At 62.0% G+C, this 13,658-nt stretch carries 14 protein-coding genes; all 14 read right to left on the reverse strand.

Annotated elements, in window-relative coordinates:
• Positions 1-41: 41 nt before the first annotated feature.
• Positions 42-665: a ribonuclease HII gene (gene rnhB / locus PMI38_RS13630; RefSeq protein ID WP_008094890.1), complete on the reverse strand. Its 624-nt coding sequence runs from the start codon at positions 663-665 to the stop codon at positions 42-44.
• A 1-nt stretch (position 666) separates the two neighbouring features.
• Positions 667-1,794, reverse strand: coding sequence for a lipid-A-disaccharide synthase (gene lpxB / locus PMI38_RS13635; protein WP_008094891.1), 1,128 nt, complete (start codon positions 1,792-1,794; stop codon positions 667-669).
• A 1-nt stretch (position 1,795) separates the two neighbouring features.
• Positions 1,796-2,572 (reverse strand): acyl-ACP--UDP-N-acetylglucosamine O-acyltransferase, encoded by a 777-nt coding sequence (lpxA, locus tag PMI38_RS13640; protein ID WP_008094892.1) that lies wholly within the window; start codon positions 2,570-2,572, stop codon positions 1,796-1,798.
• A complete protein-coding gene (fabZ, locus tag PMI38_RS13645) occupies positions 2,569-3,009 on the reverse strand; it encodes a 3-hydroxyacyl-ACP dehydratase FabZ (RefSeq protein ID WP_008094893.1) in 441 nt (146 codons plus the stop codon). The genes lpxA and fabZ overlap by 4 nt, the downstream gene beginning before the upstream one ends.
• 114 nt (positions 3,010-3,123) lie before the next feature.
• The gene (gene lpxD / locus PMI38_RS13650) at positions 3,124-4,179 is read right to left on the reverse strand and encodes a UDP-3-O-(3-hydroxymyristoyl)glucosamine N-acyltransferase (RefSeq protein WP_008094896.1); all 1,056 of its coding nucleotides are present in this window, start codon (positions 4,177-4,179) and stop codon (positions 3,124-3,126) included.
• Position 4,180: 1 nt separating this feature from the next.
• Positions 4,181-4,684, reverse strand: coding sequence for an OmpH family outer membrane protein (locus PMI38_RS13655; protein ID WP_008094900.1), 504 nt, complete (start codon positions 4,682-4,684; stop codon positions 4,181-4,183).
• Between the two features lie 44 nt (positions 4,685-4,728).
• On the reverse strand, positions 4,729-7,077 hold the full coding sequence (gene bamA / locus PMI38_RS13660; protein WP_008094902.1) for an outer membrane protein assembly factor BamA: 2,349 nt from the start codon (positions 7,075-7,077) through the stop codon (positions 4,729-4,731).
• 70 nt (positions 7,078-7,147) lie between these two features.
• Positions 7,148-8,500, reverse strand: coding sequence for an RIP metalloprotease RseP (rseP, locus tag PMI38_RS13665; RefSeq protein ID WP_008094904.1), 1,353 nt, complete (start codon positions 8,498-8,500; stop codon positions 7,148-7,150).
• Between the two features lie 42 nt (positions 8,501-8,542).
• Entirely contained in the window at positions 8,543-9,733 is a 1,191-nt protein-coding gene (gene ispC, locus PMI38_RS13670) for a 1-deoxy-D-xylulose-5-phosphate reductoisomerase (protein ID WP_043273625.1), read from the reverse strand.
• Complete coding sequence (locus PMI38_RS13675) at positions 9,730-10,545, reverse strand: phosphatidate cytidylyltransferase (RefSeq protein ID WP_008094906.1); 816 nt, start codon at positions 10,543-10,545, stop codon at positions 9,730-9,732. The genes ispC and PMI38_RS13675 overlap by 4 nt, the downstream gene beginning before the upstream one ends.
• Positions 10,545-11,300, reverse strand: a complete 756-nt coding sequence (gene uppS / locus PMI38_RS13680; protein ID WP_008094907.1) for a polyprenyl diphosphate synthase — start codon at positions 11,298-11,300, stop codon at positions 10,545-10,547. Before uppS ends, PMI38_RS13675 begins: the two co-directional genes overlap by 1 nt.
• A gap of 15 nt (positions 11,301-11,315) precedes the next feature.
• A complete protein-coding gene (frr, locus tag PMI38_RS13685) occupies positions 11,316-11,873 on the reverse strand; it encodes a ribosome recycling factor (protein WP_008094910.1) in 558 nt (185 codons plus the stop codon).
• Positions 11,870-12,613: a UMP kinase gene (gene pyrH / locus PMI38_RS13690; protein ID WP_008094912.1), complete on the reverse strand. Its 744-nt coding sequence runs from the start codon at positions 12,611-12,613 to the stop codon at positions 11,870-11,872. The genes frr and pyrH overlap by 4 nt, the downstream gene beginning before the upstream one ends.
• Positions 12,614-12,790: 177 nt before the next feature.
• The gene (tsf, locus tag PMI38_RS13695) at positions 12,791-13,654 is read right to left on the reverse strand and encodes a translation elongation factor Ts (RefSeq protein ID WP_008094914.1); all 864 of its coding nucleotides are present in this window, start codon (positions 13,652-13,654) and stop codon (positions 12,791-12,793) included.
• Positions 13,655-13,658 lie beyond the last annotated feature (4 nt).

A 13,658-nucleotide genomic window follows, 5' to 3' on the forward strand; every position in this document is an offset into this window, starting at 1 on the left:
AGCCGGCTTGCCGGCGATGGGCCGCAAAGCGGCCCCAATCACTAGATCAGGGAGTCAGTAACGCCTTCACGGGCTTCCCAAGCCGCCCGTACCGGTGCAAAGGAGCGCCGATGAATGGGCGTAGGCCCCAGCCGCGCCAGGGCTTCAAGGTGTACCGGCGTCGGGTAGCCCTTGTGCCCTCCGATCCCGTACCCCGGATAGATCAGCTCGAACGCGCTCATCTCCCGGTCACGGGTCACCTTGGCCAGAATCGACGCGGCGGCGATGGCCGGTACCTGGCTATCGCCCTTGATCACCGGCGCGGCCGGCACCGCCAGCTTGGGACAGCGGTTACCGTCGATCAGCGCGAGCTTGGGCGTAACGCTCAGCCCTTCCACTGCACGCTGCATGGCCAGCATCGTGGCTTGCAGAATATTCAGCCGGTCGATCTCCTCCACCTCGGCGCGAGCGATGCAAAAGCTCAGGGCTTTTTCGCAAATCTCGTCGAACAGCGCTTCACGCTTGGCTTCGGTCAGCTTCTTCGAGTCGTTCAGGCCAAGAATCGGCCGCGCAGGATCAAGAATCACCGCGGCAGTCACCACCGCGCCACACAGCGGGCCACGGCCCACTTCATCGACACCGGCGACGAGGTCTTCGACCAGGTTGAAATCCAGTCCTATCTGCATATCAGCGAACCTTGAGCAAAGCCAGCACCGCATCCGCCGCCTGGTTGGAGGCGTCGCGGCGCAGGGTGCGGTGAATCTCGTCGAAGCGTTCGGTCTGCTGGCTGCCATCGACCACCAAGGGAGCCAGCGCCGTGGCCAGGGCTTCGCTGGTGGCGGCATCCTGCAGCAGCTCGGGCACCAGTTCGCGCTGGGCGAGCAGGTTCGGCAACGACACGTAGGGGCTTTTTACCAGACGCTTGAGAATCCAGTAGGTCAGCGGGGCCAGGCGGTAGGCCACGACCATCGGCCGCTTGTACAGCAAGGCTTCCAGGGTGGCAGTACCGGAAGCGATCAGCACCGCGTCACAGGCAGCCAGCGCCTGATGTGATTGGCCGTCCAGCAAGGTCAGTGGCAAATCGCGACCTGCGAGCATCTGCTCGACCTGCTCTCGCCGCGCGGCATTGGCACAGGGGAGCACGAAACGCACACCCGGCACCTGCTCGCGCAGCCGCTGGGCCGCATCGAGGAACAACGCGCCCAGCCTGCCGACTTCGCCGCCACGGCTGCCGGGCATCAATGCCACCAGCGGCCCTTCGGCCAGGCCAAGCGCCTGGCGTGCGGCAAGACGGTCGGCATCCAGCGGAATCGTATCGGCCAGCGGGTGGCCGACGAAACGCACGGGCACGCCTTGCTCTTCATAGAAGCGCGCCTCGAAAGGCAGCAAGGTCAGCATCAGGTCACAACCCTCACGGATCTTCAGCACGCGCTTCTGCCGCCAGGCCCAGACCGAGGGGCTGACGTAGTGCACGGTCTTGATCCCGACCTGGCGCAATTTCAATTCGATATTGAGGGTGAAATCGGGGGCATCGATACCGATGAACACATCGGGCTTTTCGGCGATCAGCGTCTGGATCAGCGCTTTGCGCCGCTTGAGCAGCTCGCGCAGGCGGCCGAGTACTTCTACCAGGCCCATGACCGCGAGGCGCTCCATGGGGAAGTACGACTGCAGGCCTTCGGCTTCCATCAGCGGGCCGCCGACACCAATGAATCGCACATCGGGATGGCGCGCCTTGAGGGCGCGCATCAAACCGGAACCGAGAATATCGCCGCTGGCCTCACCCGCGACCAGGGCTACGCAAAGCTGCGCCATGTCAGCGGGTGATGCCGCGGGCGGAATTCACGATCGACTGGCGGAACAGGTCGACCTGGGGGTGTTTGCCGGCGAGCTCGTCCAGCTCCTTGATCGCCTCTTCGACGGTCAGGCCCTGGCGGTAGACGATCTTGTAAGAGCGGCGAAGCGCGTGGATCACCTCGTCGCTGAAACCGCGTCGACGCATGCCTTCGAAGTTCATGCTGCGCGCTTCTGCGGGGCTGCCGAAGACGGTGACGAACGCTGGCACGTCCTTGCCGATCGCCGTGCCCATGCCGGAAAACGCATGCGCACCGATGTGGCAGTACTGGTGCACCAGGGTGAAGCCGGACAGGATCGCCCAGTCACCGACATGCACGTGGCCGGCCAAAGCCGTGTTGTTGACCAGGATGCAATGGTTGCCGATCACGCTGTCATGGCCGATGTGGGCATAGGCCATGATCAGGTTGTGGTCACCCAGGGTGGTCTCGTAGCGGTCCTGGACCGTGCCACGGTGGATGGTCACACCCTCGCGAATCACATTGTGATCGCCGATCACCAAGCGCGTCGGCTCACCCTTGTACTTGAGGTCCGGGGTGTCTTCGCCGATCGAGGAAAACTGGTAGATGCGGTTGTGCTTGCCAATCCGCGTCGGGCCCTTCAGCACCACGTGCGGGCCGATAACAGTGCCCTCGCCGATTTCCACGTCGGGGCCGACAATCGACCACGGGCCAACCTCGACACCCGCAGCCAACTTGGCCGAGGGGTCGATGATCGCCCGCGGATCAATCGAACTCATAGGGAGCGTTCCGCGCAGGTGATTTGTGCCGAGCAGACCGGCTTGCCGTCGACCAGGGCGCGGCACTCGAACTTCCAGATCATGCTCTTGCGGCTGAGGAACTTGGCTTCCAGCACCAACTGGTCGCCCGGCAGCACCGGCTGGCGGAAGCGCAGCTTGTCGGAGCCGACGAAGTAGTACAGGGTGCCATCGGCTGGCTTGGCATCAAGCATCTTGAAACCAAGGATACCGGCCGCCTGGGCCATCGCTTCGATGATCAGAACGCCCGGCATGATCGGATGCGCCGGGAAATGGCCATTGAAGAACGGCTCGTTGATGCTGACATTCTTGTAGGCACGAATGCTCTGGGCCTCGAAATCCAGATCCGTCACGCGATCCACCAGCAGGAACGGGTAACGGTGAGGCAGGTATTCGCGAATCTCGTTGATGTCCATCATTTCGGGGGGAAGCCTGTAATAAGAATAGGGAGCGCAGGTGCTGACCACACGCTCCTTTTGCAAATCCAAAGAGGAGCCAGCTAGCGACTGATCACTCTTGCTCAGGAAATGGTATCAGCCTTCTGATGTCGGCTGGTCACCTGAGGTCACGGTATCGACGCGTTTTTCCAGCTGCTGGAGACGCTTGGCCATGTCGTCCAGCTGTCGGATACGCGCGGCGCTCTTGCGCCAGTCAGCCAGTGGCTGCATGGCAGTGCCGGAAGAATAGGCACCCGGTTCGGTGATCGAACGGGTCACCATGGTCATCCCGGAAACGAATACGTTGTCGCACACATCGATGTGCCCGACCATGCCAACGCCGCCGGCAATGGTGCAGTGCCTGCCGATGCGCGTGCTGCCGGAAATCCCGACGCATGCGGCCATGGCAGTGTGCTCACCGATCTGTACGTTGTGGGCGATCTGGATCTGGTTGTCGAGCTTGACCCCGTCGGCGATCCGCGTGTCGGACAGCGCACCACGGTCAACAGCGGTGTTGACGCCGATTTCCACGTCGTCACCGATGGTGACGCCGCCGATCTGGGCGATCTTGCGCCATACGCCTTTCTCGTTGGCGAAGCCGAAGCCTTCGCCGCCGATGACCGCACCAGACTGAATGACCACACGCTTGCCGATGGTCACGTCGTGATACAACGTCACCCGCGGTGCCAGCCAGCCACCTTCGCCGACCACGCACCGGGCACCGATCACGCAATGCGCGCCGATGCTCACATTGGCGCCGATGCGCGCACCGCTCTCGATGACCGCGAACGGCCCGATACTGGCACTGGCATCCACCTGGGCGTCCTCGGCGACCACGGCGCTGGGATGAATACCCGCCTCAGCCTTGGGTTTTGGATCGAACAGGTGAGAAATGCGTGCGTAAGCCAGATACGGGTCGGGCACGATCAGGGCATTGCCGGCAAAGCCTTCAGCGTCCCCTGCCTTGAGCAACACTGCAGCTGCCTGGCTGTTGTCCAGGAATTTGCGGTATTGCGGGTTGGCAAGGAAGCTCAGTTGACCGGGGCCAGCCTCTTGCAAGGTGGCCAGGCCGGTAATCTGCAGCGCCTCAGGGCCTTGGAGTGTGGCCCCGAGGGCCTCGGCCAGCTGGCCGAGCGTCATGGTCACGGTCATATCAACGGGCTTGGTTCATGCGCTCGATGACTTGGCGGGTGATGTCGTACTGAGGCTTGACATCGATGACCGCGCCACGCTCGAGAACCAGGTCGTAACCGCCCTTCTTGATCACTTCCTCGACGGCGCCATCGAGCTTCGGCTTCAGTTGCTTGAGCATGTCGCGGTCGGCAACGGCCTTGGCTTCGTTCAGCTCCTTGGACTGGAACTGGAAGTCACGGGCTTTCTGCTTGAACTCGAGCTCCAGACGCTCGCGCTCCGGCTGCGCCATCTTGTCGCCGCCTTTGATCAAACGGTCCTGGATGCCTTTGGCGCTGCTTTCCAGGCTCTTGAGCTTGGTCAGCTGCGGGCCGAACTTCTTCTCGGCATCAACCGCGTACTTCTTGGCGGCATCGGATTCGAGCAGGGCCATCTGATAGTTCAGGACGGCAACCTTCATTTCGGCGAAAGCCGGGGTGGCGACCAGCGCCGCGGCCAATACGGCCAGTTGAGTCAACTTACGCACGATGCACTCCTGGATAAACCGTTGTCGTTAAGCTAGGGCCGACCTTAGAAGGTCTGGCCCAGAGAGAATTGGAACACCTGGGTATCGGCATCGTCCGGCTTCTTCACCGGCATTGCCAGGCTGAAGCTCAACGGGCCCAGGGCCGTGATCCAGGTGACGCCCAGGCCGACGGAACTTGCCATGCCCGAGAAGCCGACCTTTTCGCAATCCGGCTTGCTGCCGCAATTGCTGTCGAACACGTTACCCACGTCCCAGAACACGGAGGTGCGCAGCGAACGCTGGTCCTTGACGAACGGCAGCGGGAAGAGCAACTCGACACCACCTTGCACCAGCACGTTGCCACCGAACGGCAGCGGATCTTGATCCGGGTCGGCGATGGTGCCTGGGTTCTTGCCGGTACTTGGCGTACTGCGTGGGCCCAGGCTGCTGTCCTTGAAGCCGCGGACAGAGTTGAAACCACCAGCATAGTAGTTCTCGTAGAACGGCAGGCCGGAAGTGCCACCGTAACCATCGCCATAACCGAGTTCGGTGTGCAGGCGCAGGGTGTAATTGTTGGTGATTGGCTTGAACAGCTGGCCGCGGTAGTCGAGTTTGTAGAACGACAGGTCGCTGCCAGGGATGGTCGATTCCAGGGTCAGGCTCTGGGAGTGACCACGGGTTGCCAGCACGCCCTTGTTCAGGGTCGATTCGGACCAGCCGATCGAGGCCTTGAAGTTCAGGAAGTTGTCACCCTCTTCCTCGAGGAAGTCGAAGATCTCGTCGACGGTGTATTGGCCGGTCTTGATCTTGTCCTGCTGCACGCTCAGGCCATAGGTCAGGCGCGAGGTTTCGCTGATCGGGTAACCCAGGCTGACACCTGCGCCATAGCTGTCGACCGCATAGCTGGCCACATCGACATCGAGGTCGTCGTAGTCGGTACTGCGGTAGAAGGCGTTGTAACCCAAGCTCACGCCGTCGGCAGTGAAGTAGGGATCAACGAAGCCGAAGTTGTAGCGGGTCTGGTATTCGGAACGGGTCAGGCCGATGGAGACCTTGTTACCGGTACCCAGGAAGTTGGTCTGGCTGATCGAGCCACCGAGGATCAGGCCGGCGTCCTGGGCGAAGCCCACGCTGGCGGTGATCGAACCGGAAGCCTGCTCTTCGACGCTGTAGTTGACGTCGACCTGGTCGTCGGTGCCTGGCACCGCCGGCGTTTCAACGTTGACTTCCTTGAAGAAGCCCAGGCGCTCGAGACGGGTCTTGGACTGGTCGATCAGGTAGGTCGAAGCCCAGCCGCCTTCCATCTGACGCATTTCACGGCGCAGAACTTCGTCTTCGGTCTTGGTGTTGCCGCGGTAGTTGATGCGGTTGACGTAGGCACGCTTGCCCGGGTCGACCACGAACATGATGTCGACCGTGTGGTCCTGGTCGTTCGGCTGTGGCACGCCGTTGACGTTGGCGAAGGTGTAGCCCTCGTTGCCCAGGCGGCGGGTGATCAGTTCGGAGGTGGTGGTCATCACCTTGCGCGAGAACACCTGGCCCGGCTGCACCAGCAGCAGCGACTTGACCTGGTCTTCCGGCACCTTGAGGTCACCGGAGAGCTTCACGTCACGAACGGTGTACTTCTCGCCTTCGTTGACGTTGACGGTGATGTAGACGTGCTTCTTGTCCGGCGTGATCGACACCTGGGTGGAAGCGATGTCCATGTTGATGTAGCCGCGGTCCAGGTAGTAGGAACGCAGGCGCTCCAGGTCACCGGAGAGCTTCTCGCGGGCATACTTGTCATCGTTCTTGAAGAACGAAAGCCAGTTGGTGGTCTTCAGCTCGAACAGCTGCGACAGCTCTTCATCGTCGAACACGGTGTTGCCGACGATGTTGATGTGCTGGATAGCCGCGACCGTGCCTTCGTTGATCTTGATCTTCAGCGCCACCCGGTTGCGCGGCTGCGGCACGACTTCGGCGTCGACCTCGGCCGAGTAGCGGCCCTGAGCCACGTACTGGCGCTGCAGCTCGTTACGCACACCTTCGAGGGTGGCACGCTGGAAGATCTCGCCTTCAGCCAGGCCCGATTGCTTCAGACCTTTCATCAGGTCTTCGGTGCTGATCGCCTTGTTGCCTTCGATCTCGATGCTCGAAACCGACGGACGCTCGACCACGTTGATGATCAGGACATTGCCGTCGCGGTTCAGCTGGATGTCCTGGAAGAAGCCGGTCTTGAACAGCGAACGGGTCGATTCCACCAGGCGGCGGTCATCGGCCTGGTCGCCGACGTTGAGCGGCAAGGCACCGAAGACGCTGCCGGCGGATACCCGCTGCAGGCCATTGACACGAATATCGGAGATGGTGAAGGACTCGGCGTGAACTTCAGCGATCATCAGTGCGGAGAGGACCGCAGTTAGCAGCAGACGTTTCATGAAGTCCTTTTATTCCAACTGGCAATAAACAACCTGCCGCAAATGGCGGCAGGTTCGCAATGCGAAGCTTTTATAGTCGACCCAGATCGTTGATCAGGGCGAGCAACATCACCCCTATGACCAAACTGATACCGATCTGGACCCCCCAACCTTGTACTCGATCCGACAGCGGACGACCGCGCGCCCACTCGACCAGGTAAAACAGCAAATGCCCCCCATCCAGCACAGGAATGGGCAGCAGGTTAAGAACCCCCAGGCTTATGCTCAGGTAGGCCAGGAAATTCAGGAAATCCCCCACGCCGGACTGGGCCGAAGCGCCCGCCACTTTAGCAATGGTTATCGGTCCGCTCAAGTTTTTTACCGAGAGCTCCCCGAACAGCATTTTCTTCAGCGATTCGAGGGTCAGCACGCTCATGTTCCAGGTGCGCGAGAGGCCCTCGCCCACGGCTTCCAAGGGGCCATAGCTGACTTCACGGAGCATGCTGGCGGGCCAATCGGCGCCCTTCACACCCGCCCCCAGGTAGCCACCGGAAGCCTTGCCCTCACCCTTGCGCGCCAGTGATACCGGCACATCCAGCGCGGCACCGTCGCGCTCGACACGAACCACGACCTTGGCCTCTGGACGCGCACGAACGCTATCGACTACCTGCTGCCAGTCATTCAGGCTCACGCCATCAAGCGCCAGCAGCCTGTCGCCTGTTTTCAGGCCGGCAGCGGCGGCCGGGCCCTTGGGGTCGATCTCGGCCAGCACCGGCGCAACCGCCGGACGCCAAGGGCGCAACCCCAGGGACTGGATCGGATCAGGCTCGTCAGCCCCCTTGAGCCAGCTGTCGAGCTTTATCTGCAGTTGGCGCTCGGCGCTGGCGCCTTCGTCGCGCACGCCAACCTGCAAGGTTCCGCTCTCACCCAGGCGGCGAACCAGCTGCAGGTTGACTGCCGACCAACCGCTGGTCGGTTTGCCATCTACAGATACAATTTCCTGGCCAGCCATCAGGCCGGCCGACGCCGCCAGGCTCCCCGACTCGACCGCACCGATCACAGGACGAATCTGCTGGGTACCCAGCATCGCCAGAAGCCAGAAGAACACGATGGCCAAGAGGAAGTTGGCAATCGGACCCGCGGCAACGATAGCAATGCGCTGGCGCACCGACTTGCGATTGAACGACTGGTCGAGCAGCGCAGGCGGCACTTCGCCTTCGCGCTCATCGAGCATTTTCACGTAGCCGCCCAGCGGAATCGCCGCCACGACGAACTCCGTGCCGCGCTTGTCATGCCAGCGCAGCAATGGCGTGCCGAAGCCTACGGAAAAGCGCAGCACCTTCACGCCGCAGCGACGGGCGACCCAGAAGTGGCCGAATTCGTGGAAAGTGACCAGTACACCCAGGGCCACCAGGGTGCCGATAATCATGTAGAGCGCAGTCATGTCTATCTCCGAATGACGTTCAGCAAAACCCTGGGCAAGGCGTCAGCGACCGTGGCGCCGCAGCCACTCACGGGACAGCTCGCGGGCGCGCTGGTCGGCGGCGAACACTGCATCGAGCGACGACAGTGGCACCACAGTTTCCTGATCGAGCACCTGTTCGATCATACCCGCGATCTCCGGGAAGCGGATACGCCGCTGGAGAAACGCCTCGACCGCGACCTCGTTGGCCGCATTGAGTACCGCCGGGGCACTGTTGCCCGCCTCGGCAGCCTGCCGTGCCAGGCGCAGACAAGGGAAGCGTTGCTCGTCGGGTGCCTGGAAGTCCAGGCGCGCGATGGCGAACAAGTCCAGCGGCGCGACCCCTGAATCGATCCGCTCAGGCCAGGCCAGCGCGTTGGCGATGGGCGTGCGCATGTCCGGGTTGCCCAGCTGGGCCAGCACCGAACCGTCGATGTAATCCACCAGAGAATGGATCACGCTCTGCGGGTGCACCACGACTTCGACCTTGGCCGGCGCCGCATCGAACAGCCAGCAGGCCTCGATCAGCTCCAGCCCCTTGTTCATCATGCTCGCCGAGTCCACCGAAATCTTCCGACCCATGGACCAGTTCGGGTGCGCGCAGGCCTGCTCTGGCGTGACATCGGCCAGCGCAGCCTCGGGGGTTTCACGGAACGGCCCGCCCGAGGCGGTCAACAGGATGCGGCGCACGCCCACCTGGCTCAGGCCTCGACCGTAGTCGCCCGGCAGGCACTGGAAGATCGCATTGTGCTCGCTGTCGATCGGCAGCAGCACAGCCCCGCTCTGCCGCACGGCCTCCATGAACAGCGCGCCGGACATCACCAGCGCCTCCTTGTTGGCCAGCAGCACCTTCTTGCCTGCCTGTACAGCCGCCAAGGTCGGGCGCAGGCCAGCAGCGCCGACGATGGCCGCCATCACCGCATCCACCTCGGGCGCAGCGGCAACTTCGCAGAGCCCCGCTTCACCCTCAAGCACCTCGGTCGCGCAGCCTGCCGCAGCAAGACCTTCGCGCAGGCGCTGGGCCGCTTCGGCATTCGGCACCACGGCATGAACCGGACGATGCCGCACACACAGGGCCAGCAGTTCGTCGATACGCGAGTAGCCGCTCAACGCGAACACCTGGTAGCGCTCAGGGTGACGGGCGATCACATCCAGGGTACTCAGGCCGATCGACCCGGTCGCCCCCAGCACGGTAATGCGCTGCACCGCACTCACATCACACCCCATTCGGCAGCCCACAACAGCACCGCAAAGATCGGGATGGCCGCGGTCAGGCTGTCGATGCGATCAAGCACGCCACCATGACCCGGCAGCAGGTTGCTGCTGTCCTTGATCCCGGAGCGGCGCTTGAACATGCTCTCGGTCAGGTCGCCGACCACCGAGACCATGACCACCAGCGCAGCGCCCAGCAACCCCAGCAGAATCTGGCCAATGCCCCAGTCACGGCTGATGCCGACCACCAGGGTCACCACCAGACTGACCGCCAGGCCGCCATACACGCCTTCCCAGCTCTTGCCAGGACTGACCAGCGGCGCCAGCTTGCGCTTGCCGAAGGCCCGTCCCGAGAAATAGGCACCGATATCGGCAGCCCACACCAGCACCATGACCGACAGAATCAGCCAGTTACCCAGTTGCCAGTGCTTGAGCAGCACCAGCCCTTGCCAGGCTGGCAGCAGAATCAGCAGGCCGATCAGCAAGCGACAGGCAGCGCTGGCCCAAAGCTCGCTGGTGCGCGGATAGGTCAGCACCAGCCAGGTGGCCAGCGCCCACCAGATCACCGCAGCGCCAAGCACCCATGGCGCCAGGTCCGGCATCAGATAGAGCAGCATCAGCGCTCCAGCGACCACGGCGGCGTAGGCAATGCGCAGGGGCTGGGTCATCAGCCCGGCCAGGCGCGCCCACTCCCAGGCACCGAGGGTCACCACGAAGCCGATGAACAGGGCGAAATCCCCACCATTGAGCAGGAAGAAACCACCCAGTGCGATCGGCAGCAGGATCAGCGCAGTAATGATGCGTTGTTTAAGCATTAAGCACGAGCTCCAGCTTCGACCTGCTCGCTGGTCTTACCAAAGCGGCGCTGGCGCGAAGCGAAATCGGCCAGCGCAGTGCGCATGGCCTCGTGTTTGAAGTCCGGCCAGTACAGGTCGGAGAAGTACAGTTCGGCATAGGCCAGCTGCCACAGCAGGAAGTTGCTGATGCGGTGCTCGCCACCGGTGCGGATGCACAGGTCGGGCAATGGCAGCTCGCCCGTGGCCAGGCAGGTCTGCAGCAGACCCGGGGTGATGTCGTCCGGGCGCAGGTGCCCGGCCTGAACTTCACGCGCCAAACGCTGGGCGGCCTGGGCAATATCCCACTGACCGCCATAGTTGGCGGCGATCTGCAGGATGAAGCGATTATTGCCCGCGGTCAGCGCTTCGGCCTCACGCATGGCGGCCTGCAGCTCTGGATGGAAACGCGAACGGTCGCCGATGATGCGCAGGCTGATGTTGTTCTCATTGAGGCGCTTGGCCTCACGGCGCAGTGCCGAGAAGAACAGCTCCATCAACGCCCCTACCTCATCGGCCGGGCGCTGCCAGTTCTCGCTGGAGAACGCGAACAGGGTCAGCACCTCGACGCCGGACTTGGCGCAGACTTCGATAACCGCACGCACGGCATCCACGCCAGCCTTGTGCCCGGCGACGCCAGGCAACAGGCGTTTCTTCGCCCAGCGATTGTTGCCATCCATGATGATAGCGACGTGACGCGGCACCGAGATTGATGCCGCCAGCTTGGTCTTTTCCATTAAAAAACCTCGGCCTTAGACGGCCAACAGGTCCTTTTCCTTGGCTTTGAACGCAGCGTCGATTTCGGCGACGAACTTGTCGGTCAGCTTCTGGATCTCGTCAGCGGCACGACGTTCTTCGTCTTCGCTGATTTCCTTGTCCTTGGTCAGCTTCTTCAGGTCGGCCAGTGCATCACGACGCACGTTGCGCACGGCAACCTTGGCATCTTCGGCAACGGCGCTGGCCTGCTTGGTGTAACCCTTGCGGGTTTCCTCGGTCAGGGCCGGCATCGGTACGCGGATGGTGGTACCGGCGCTGGAAGGGTTCAGACCCAGGTCGGAGGTCAGGATGGCCTTCTCGATGGCAGCGCTGAGGTTCTTGTCGTGAGCGACGATTTTCAGGGTGCGTGCGTCTTCAACGGAGACTGCAGCCACCTGGTTCAGCGGCATTTCGCTACCCCAGGCCGGGACTTTCACGCTGTCCAGGATACTCGGGTGGGCGCGACCGGTACGGATGGACGCCAGGTTGCGACCCAGCGCCTCGATGGACTTGCCCATGCGATCCTGAGCGTCTTTCTTGATGTCGTTGATCATTTTTGAACTTCCTCGATCAGAGTTCCTTCCGCGCCGCCATGCACGATGTTCAGCAGGGCGCCGGGTTTGTTCATGTTGAAGACGCGCAGCGGCATCTTGTGGTCGCGGCACAGACAGATTGCCGTCAGGTCCATCACGCCCAGCTTGCGATCCAGCACTTCATCGTAGGTCAGATGATCGAACTTCTCGGCATGCGGGTCCTTGAATGGATCTGCAGTGTATACACCATCGACCTTGGTTGCCTTCAATACCACGTCGGCATCGATTTCGATGGCGCGCAGGCAAGCGGCGGAATCGGTGGTAAAGAACGGGTTGCCGGTACCGGCAGCGAAGATTACGACTTCTTTGGCGTTCAGGTGGCGCATGGCTTTGCGGCGATCGTAGTGATCGGTCACGCCAACCATGGAGATGGCCGACATGACAATGGCGGTAATGTTCGCCCGCTCCAGCGCATCGCGCATGGCCAGGCCATTCATTACGGTTGCCAGCATGCCCATGTGGTCACCGGTGACGCGGTCCATGCCGGCTGCACTGAGCGCCGCGCCACGGAACAGGTTGCCACCACCGATCACCAAACCTACCTGAACACCGATGCCGACCAGTTGGCCGACTTCCAGCGCCATGCGATCCAGGACCTTGGGGTCGATCCCGAACTCTTCCGAGCCCATCAGGGCCTCGCCGCTAAGTTTGAGTAGAATGCGTTTATAGCGAGCCTGATAACCACTGCCCTGCTGAGCCATTGCGAATCTCTCCTGCGGCGTTTGTAAAATTCTGGCGGGCTGCTTGAGCCTGCGTGTAACTCTAACGTGACGCAGCGACTGCGTCAGCGAGCAACGGCCTTGAAAACCGCTCCCGCTTTGACAAAGAGGCTGCGCGCGTGAGCGGGCAGCCTCTTTGGGGCGACAGACGAGTCTGTCTTACTGCTTGGCAGCTGCTACCTGAGCGGCAACTTCAGCAGCGAAGTCGTCAACCGGCTTCTCGATGCCTTCGCCTACTTTGAAGTAGGTGAAGGAAACGATTTCAGCACCGGCTTTCTTGGCCAGTTCGCCGACCTTGACTTCCGGGTTCATGACGAAGGCTTGCTCTTTCAGCGAGGCTTCGGCCTTGAACTTGGTGATACGACCGTTGATCATGTTCTCAACGATGTTTTCCGGCTTGCCGGCGATCTTGTCAGCGTTCAGCTGCAGGAAGACGTTCTTCTCGCGCTCGATGGCCTCGGCGGAGATTTCCGACGCGTCCAGGAACTCTGGGTTCGACGCTGCAACGTGCATGGCGATGTTCTTGGCCAGCTCGACGTCGCCGCCTTTCAGGACAACGACAGCACCGATCTTGTTGCCGTGCAGGTAGGCGCCGACAACGTCACCTTCAACGCGCACCAGGCGACGGATGTTGACGTTTTCGCCGCACTTGGCAACCAGGGCTTCACGAGCTGCTTCACGCGAAGCGATCAGCGGAGCGGCGTCGGTCAGCTTCTGGGCGAAGGCTTCTTCAAGGCTTTCAGCGACGAAGTTCTTGAAGTCGTCTTGCAGGGCCAGGAAGTCGGTCTGCGAGTTCACTTCCAGCAGGACGGCGGATTTACCGTCGGTCTTGACGGCGATAGCGCCTTCAGCAGCGACGTTGCCAGCCTTTTTGGCGGCCTTGATGGCGCCCGAGGCACGCATGTCGTCAATGGCTTTCTCGATGTCGCCGCCGGCCTTTTCCAGGGCCTTTTTGCAATCCATCATGCCTTCGCCGGTACGCTCGCGCAGTTCTTTCACCAGCGCTGCAGTAATTGCTGCCATTTCA

It is taken from the genome of Pseudomonas sp. GM84 (assembly GCF_000282535.1).
Lineage (GTDB): Bacteria > Pseudomonadota > Gammaproteobacteria > Pseudomonadales > Pseudomonadaceae > Aquipseudomonas.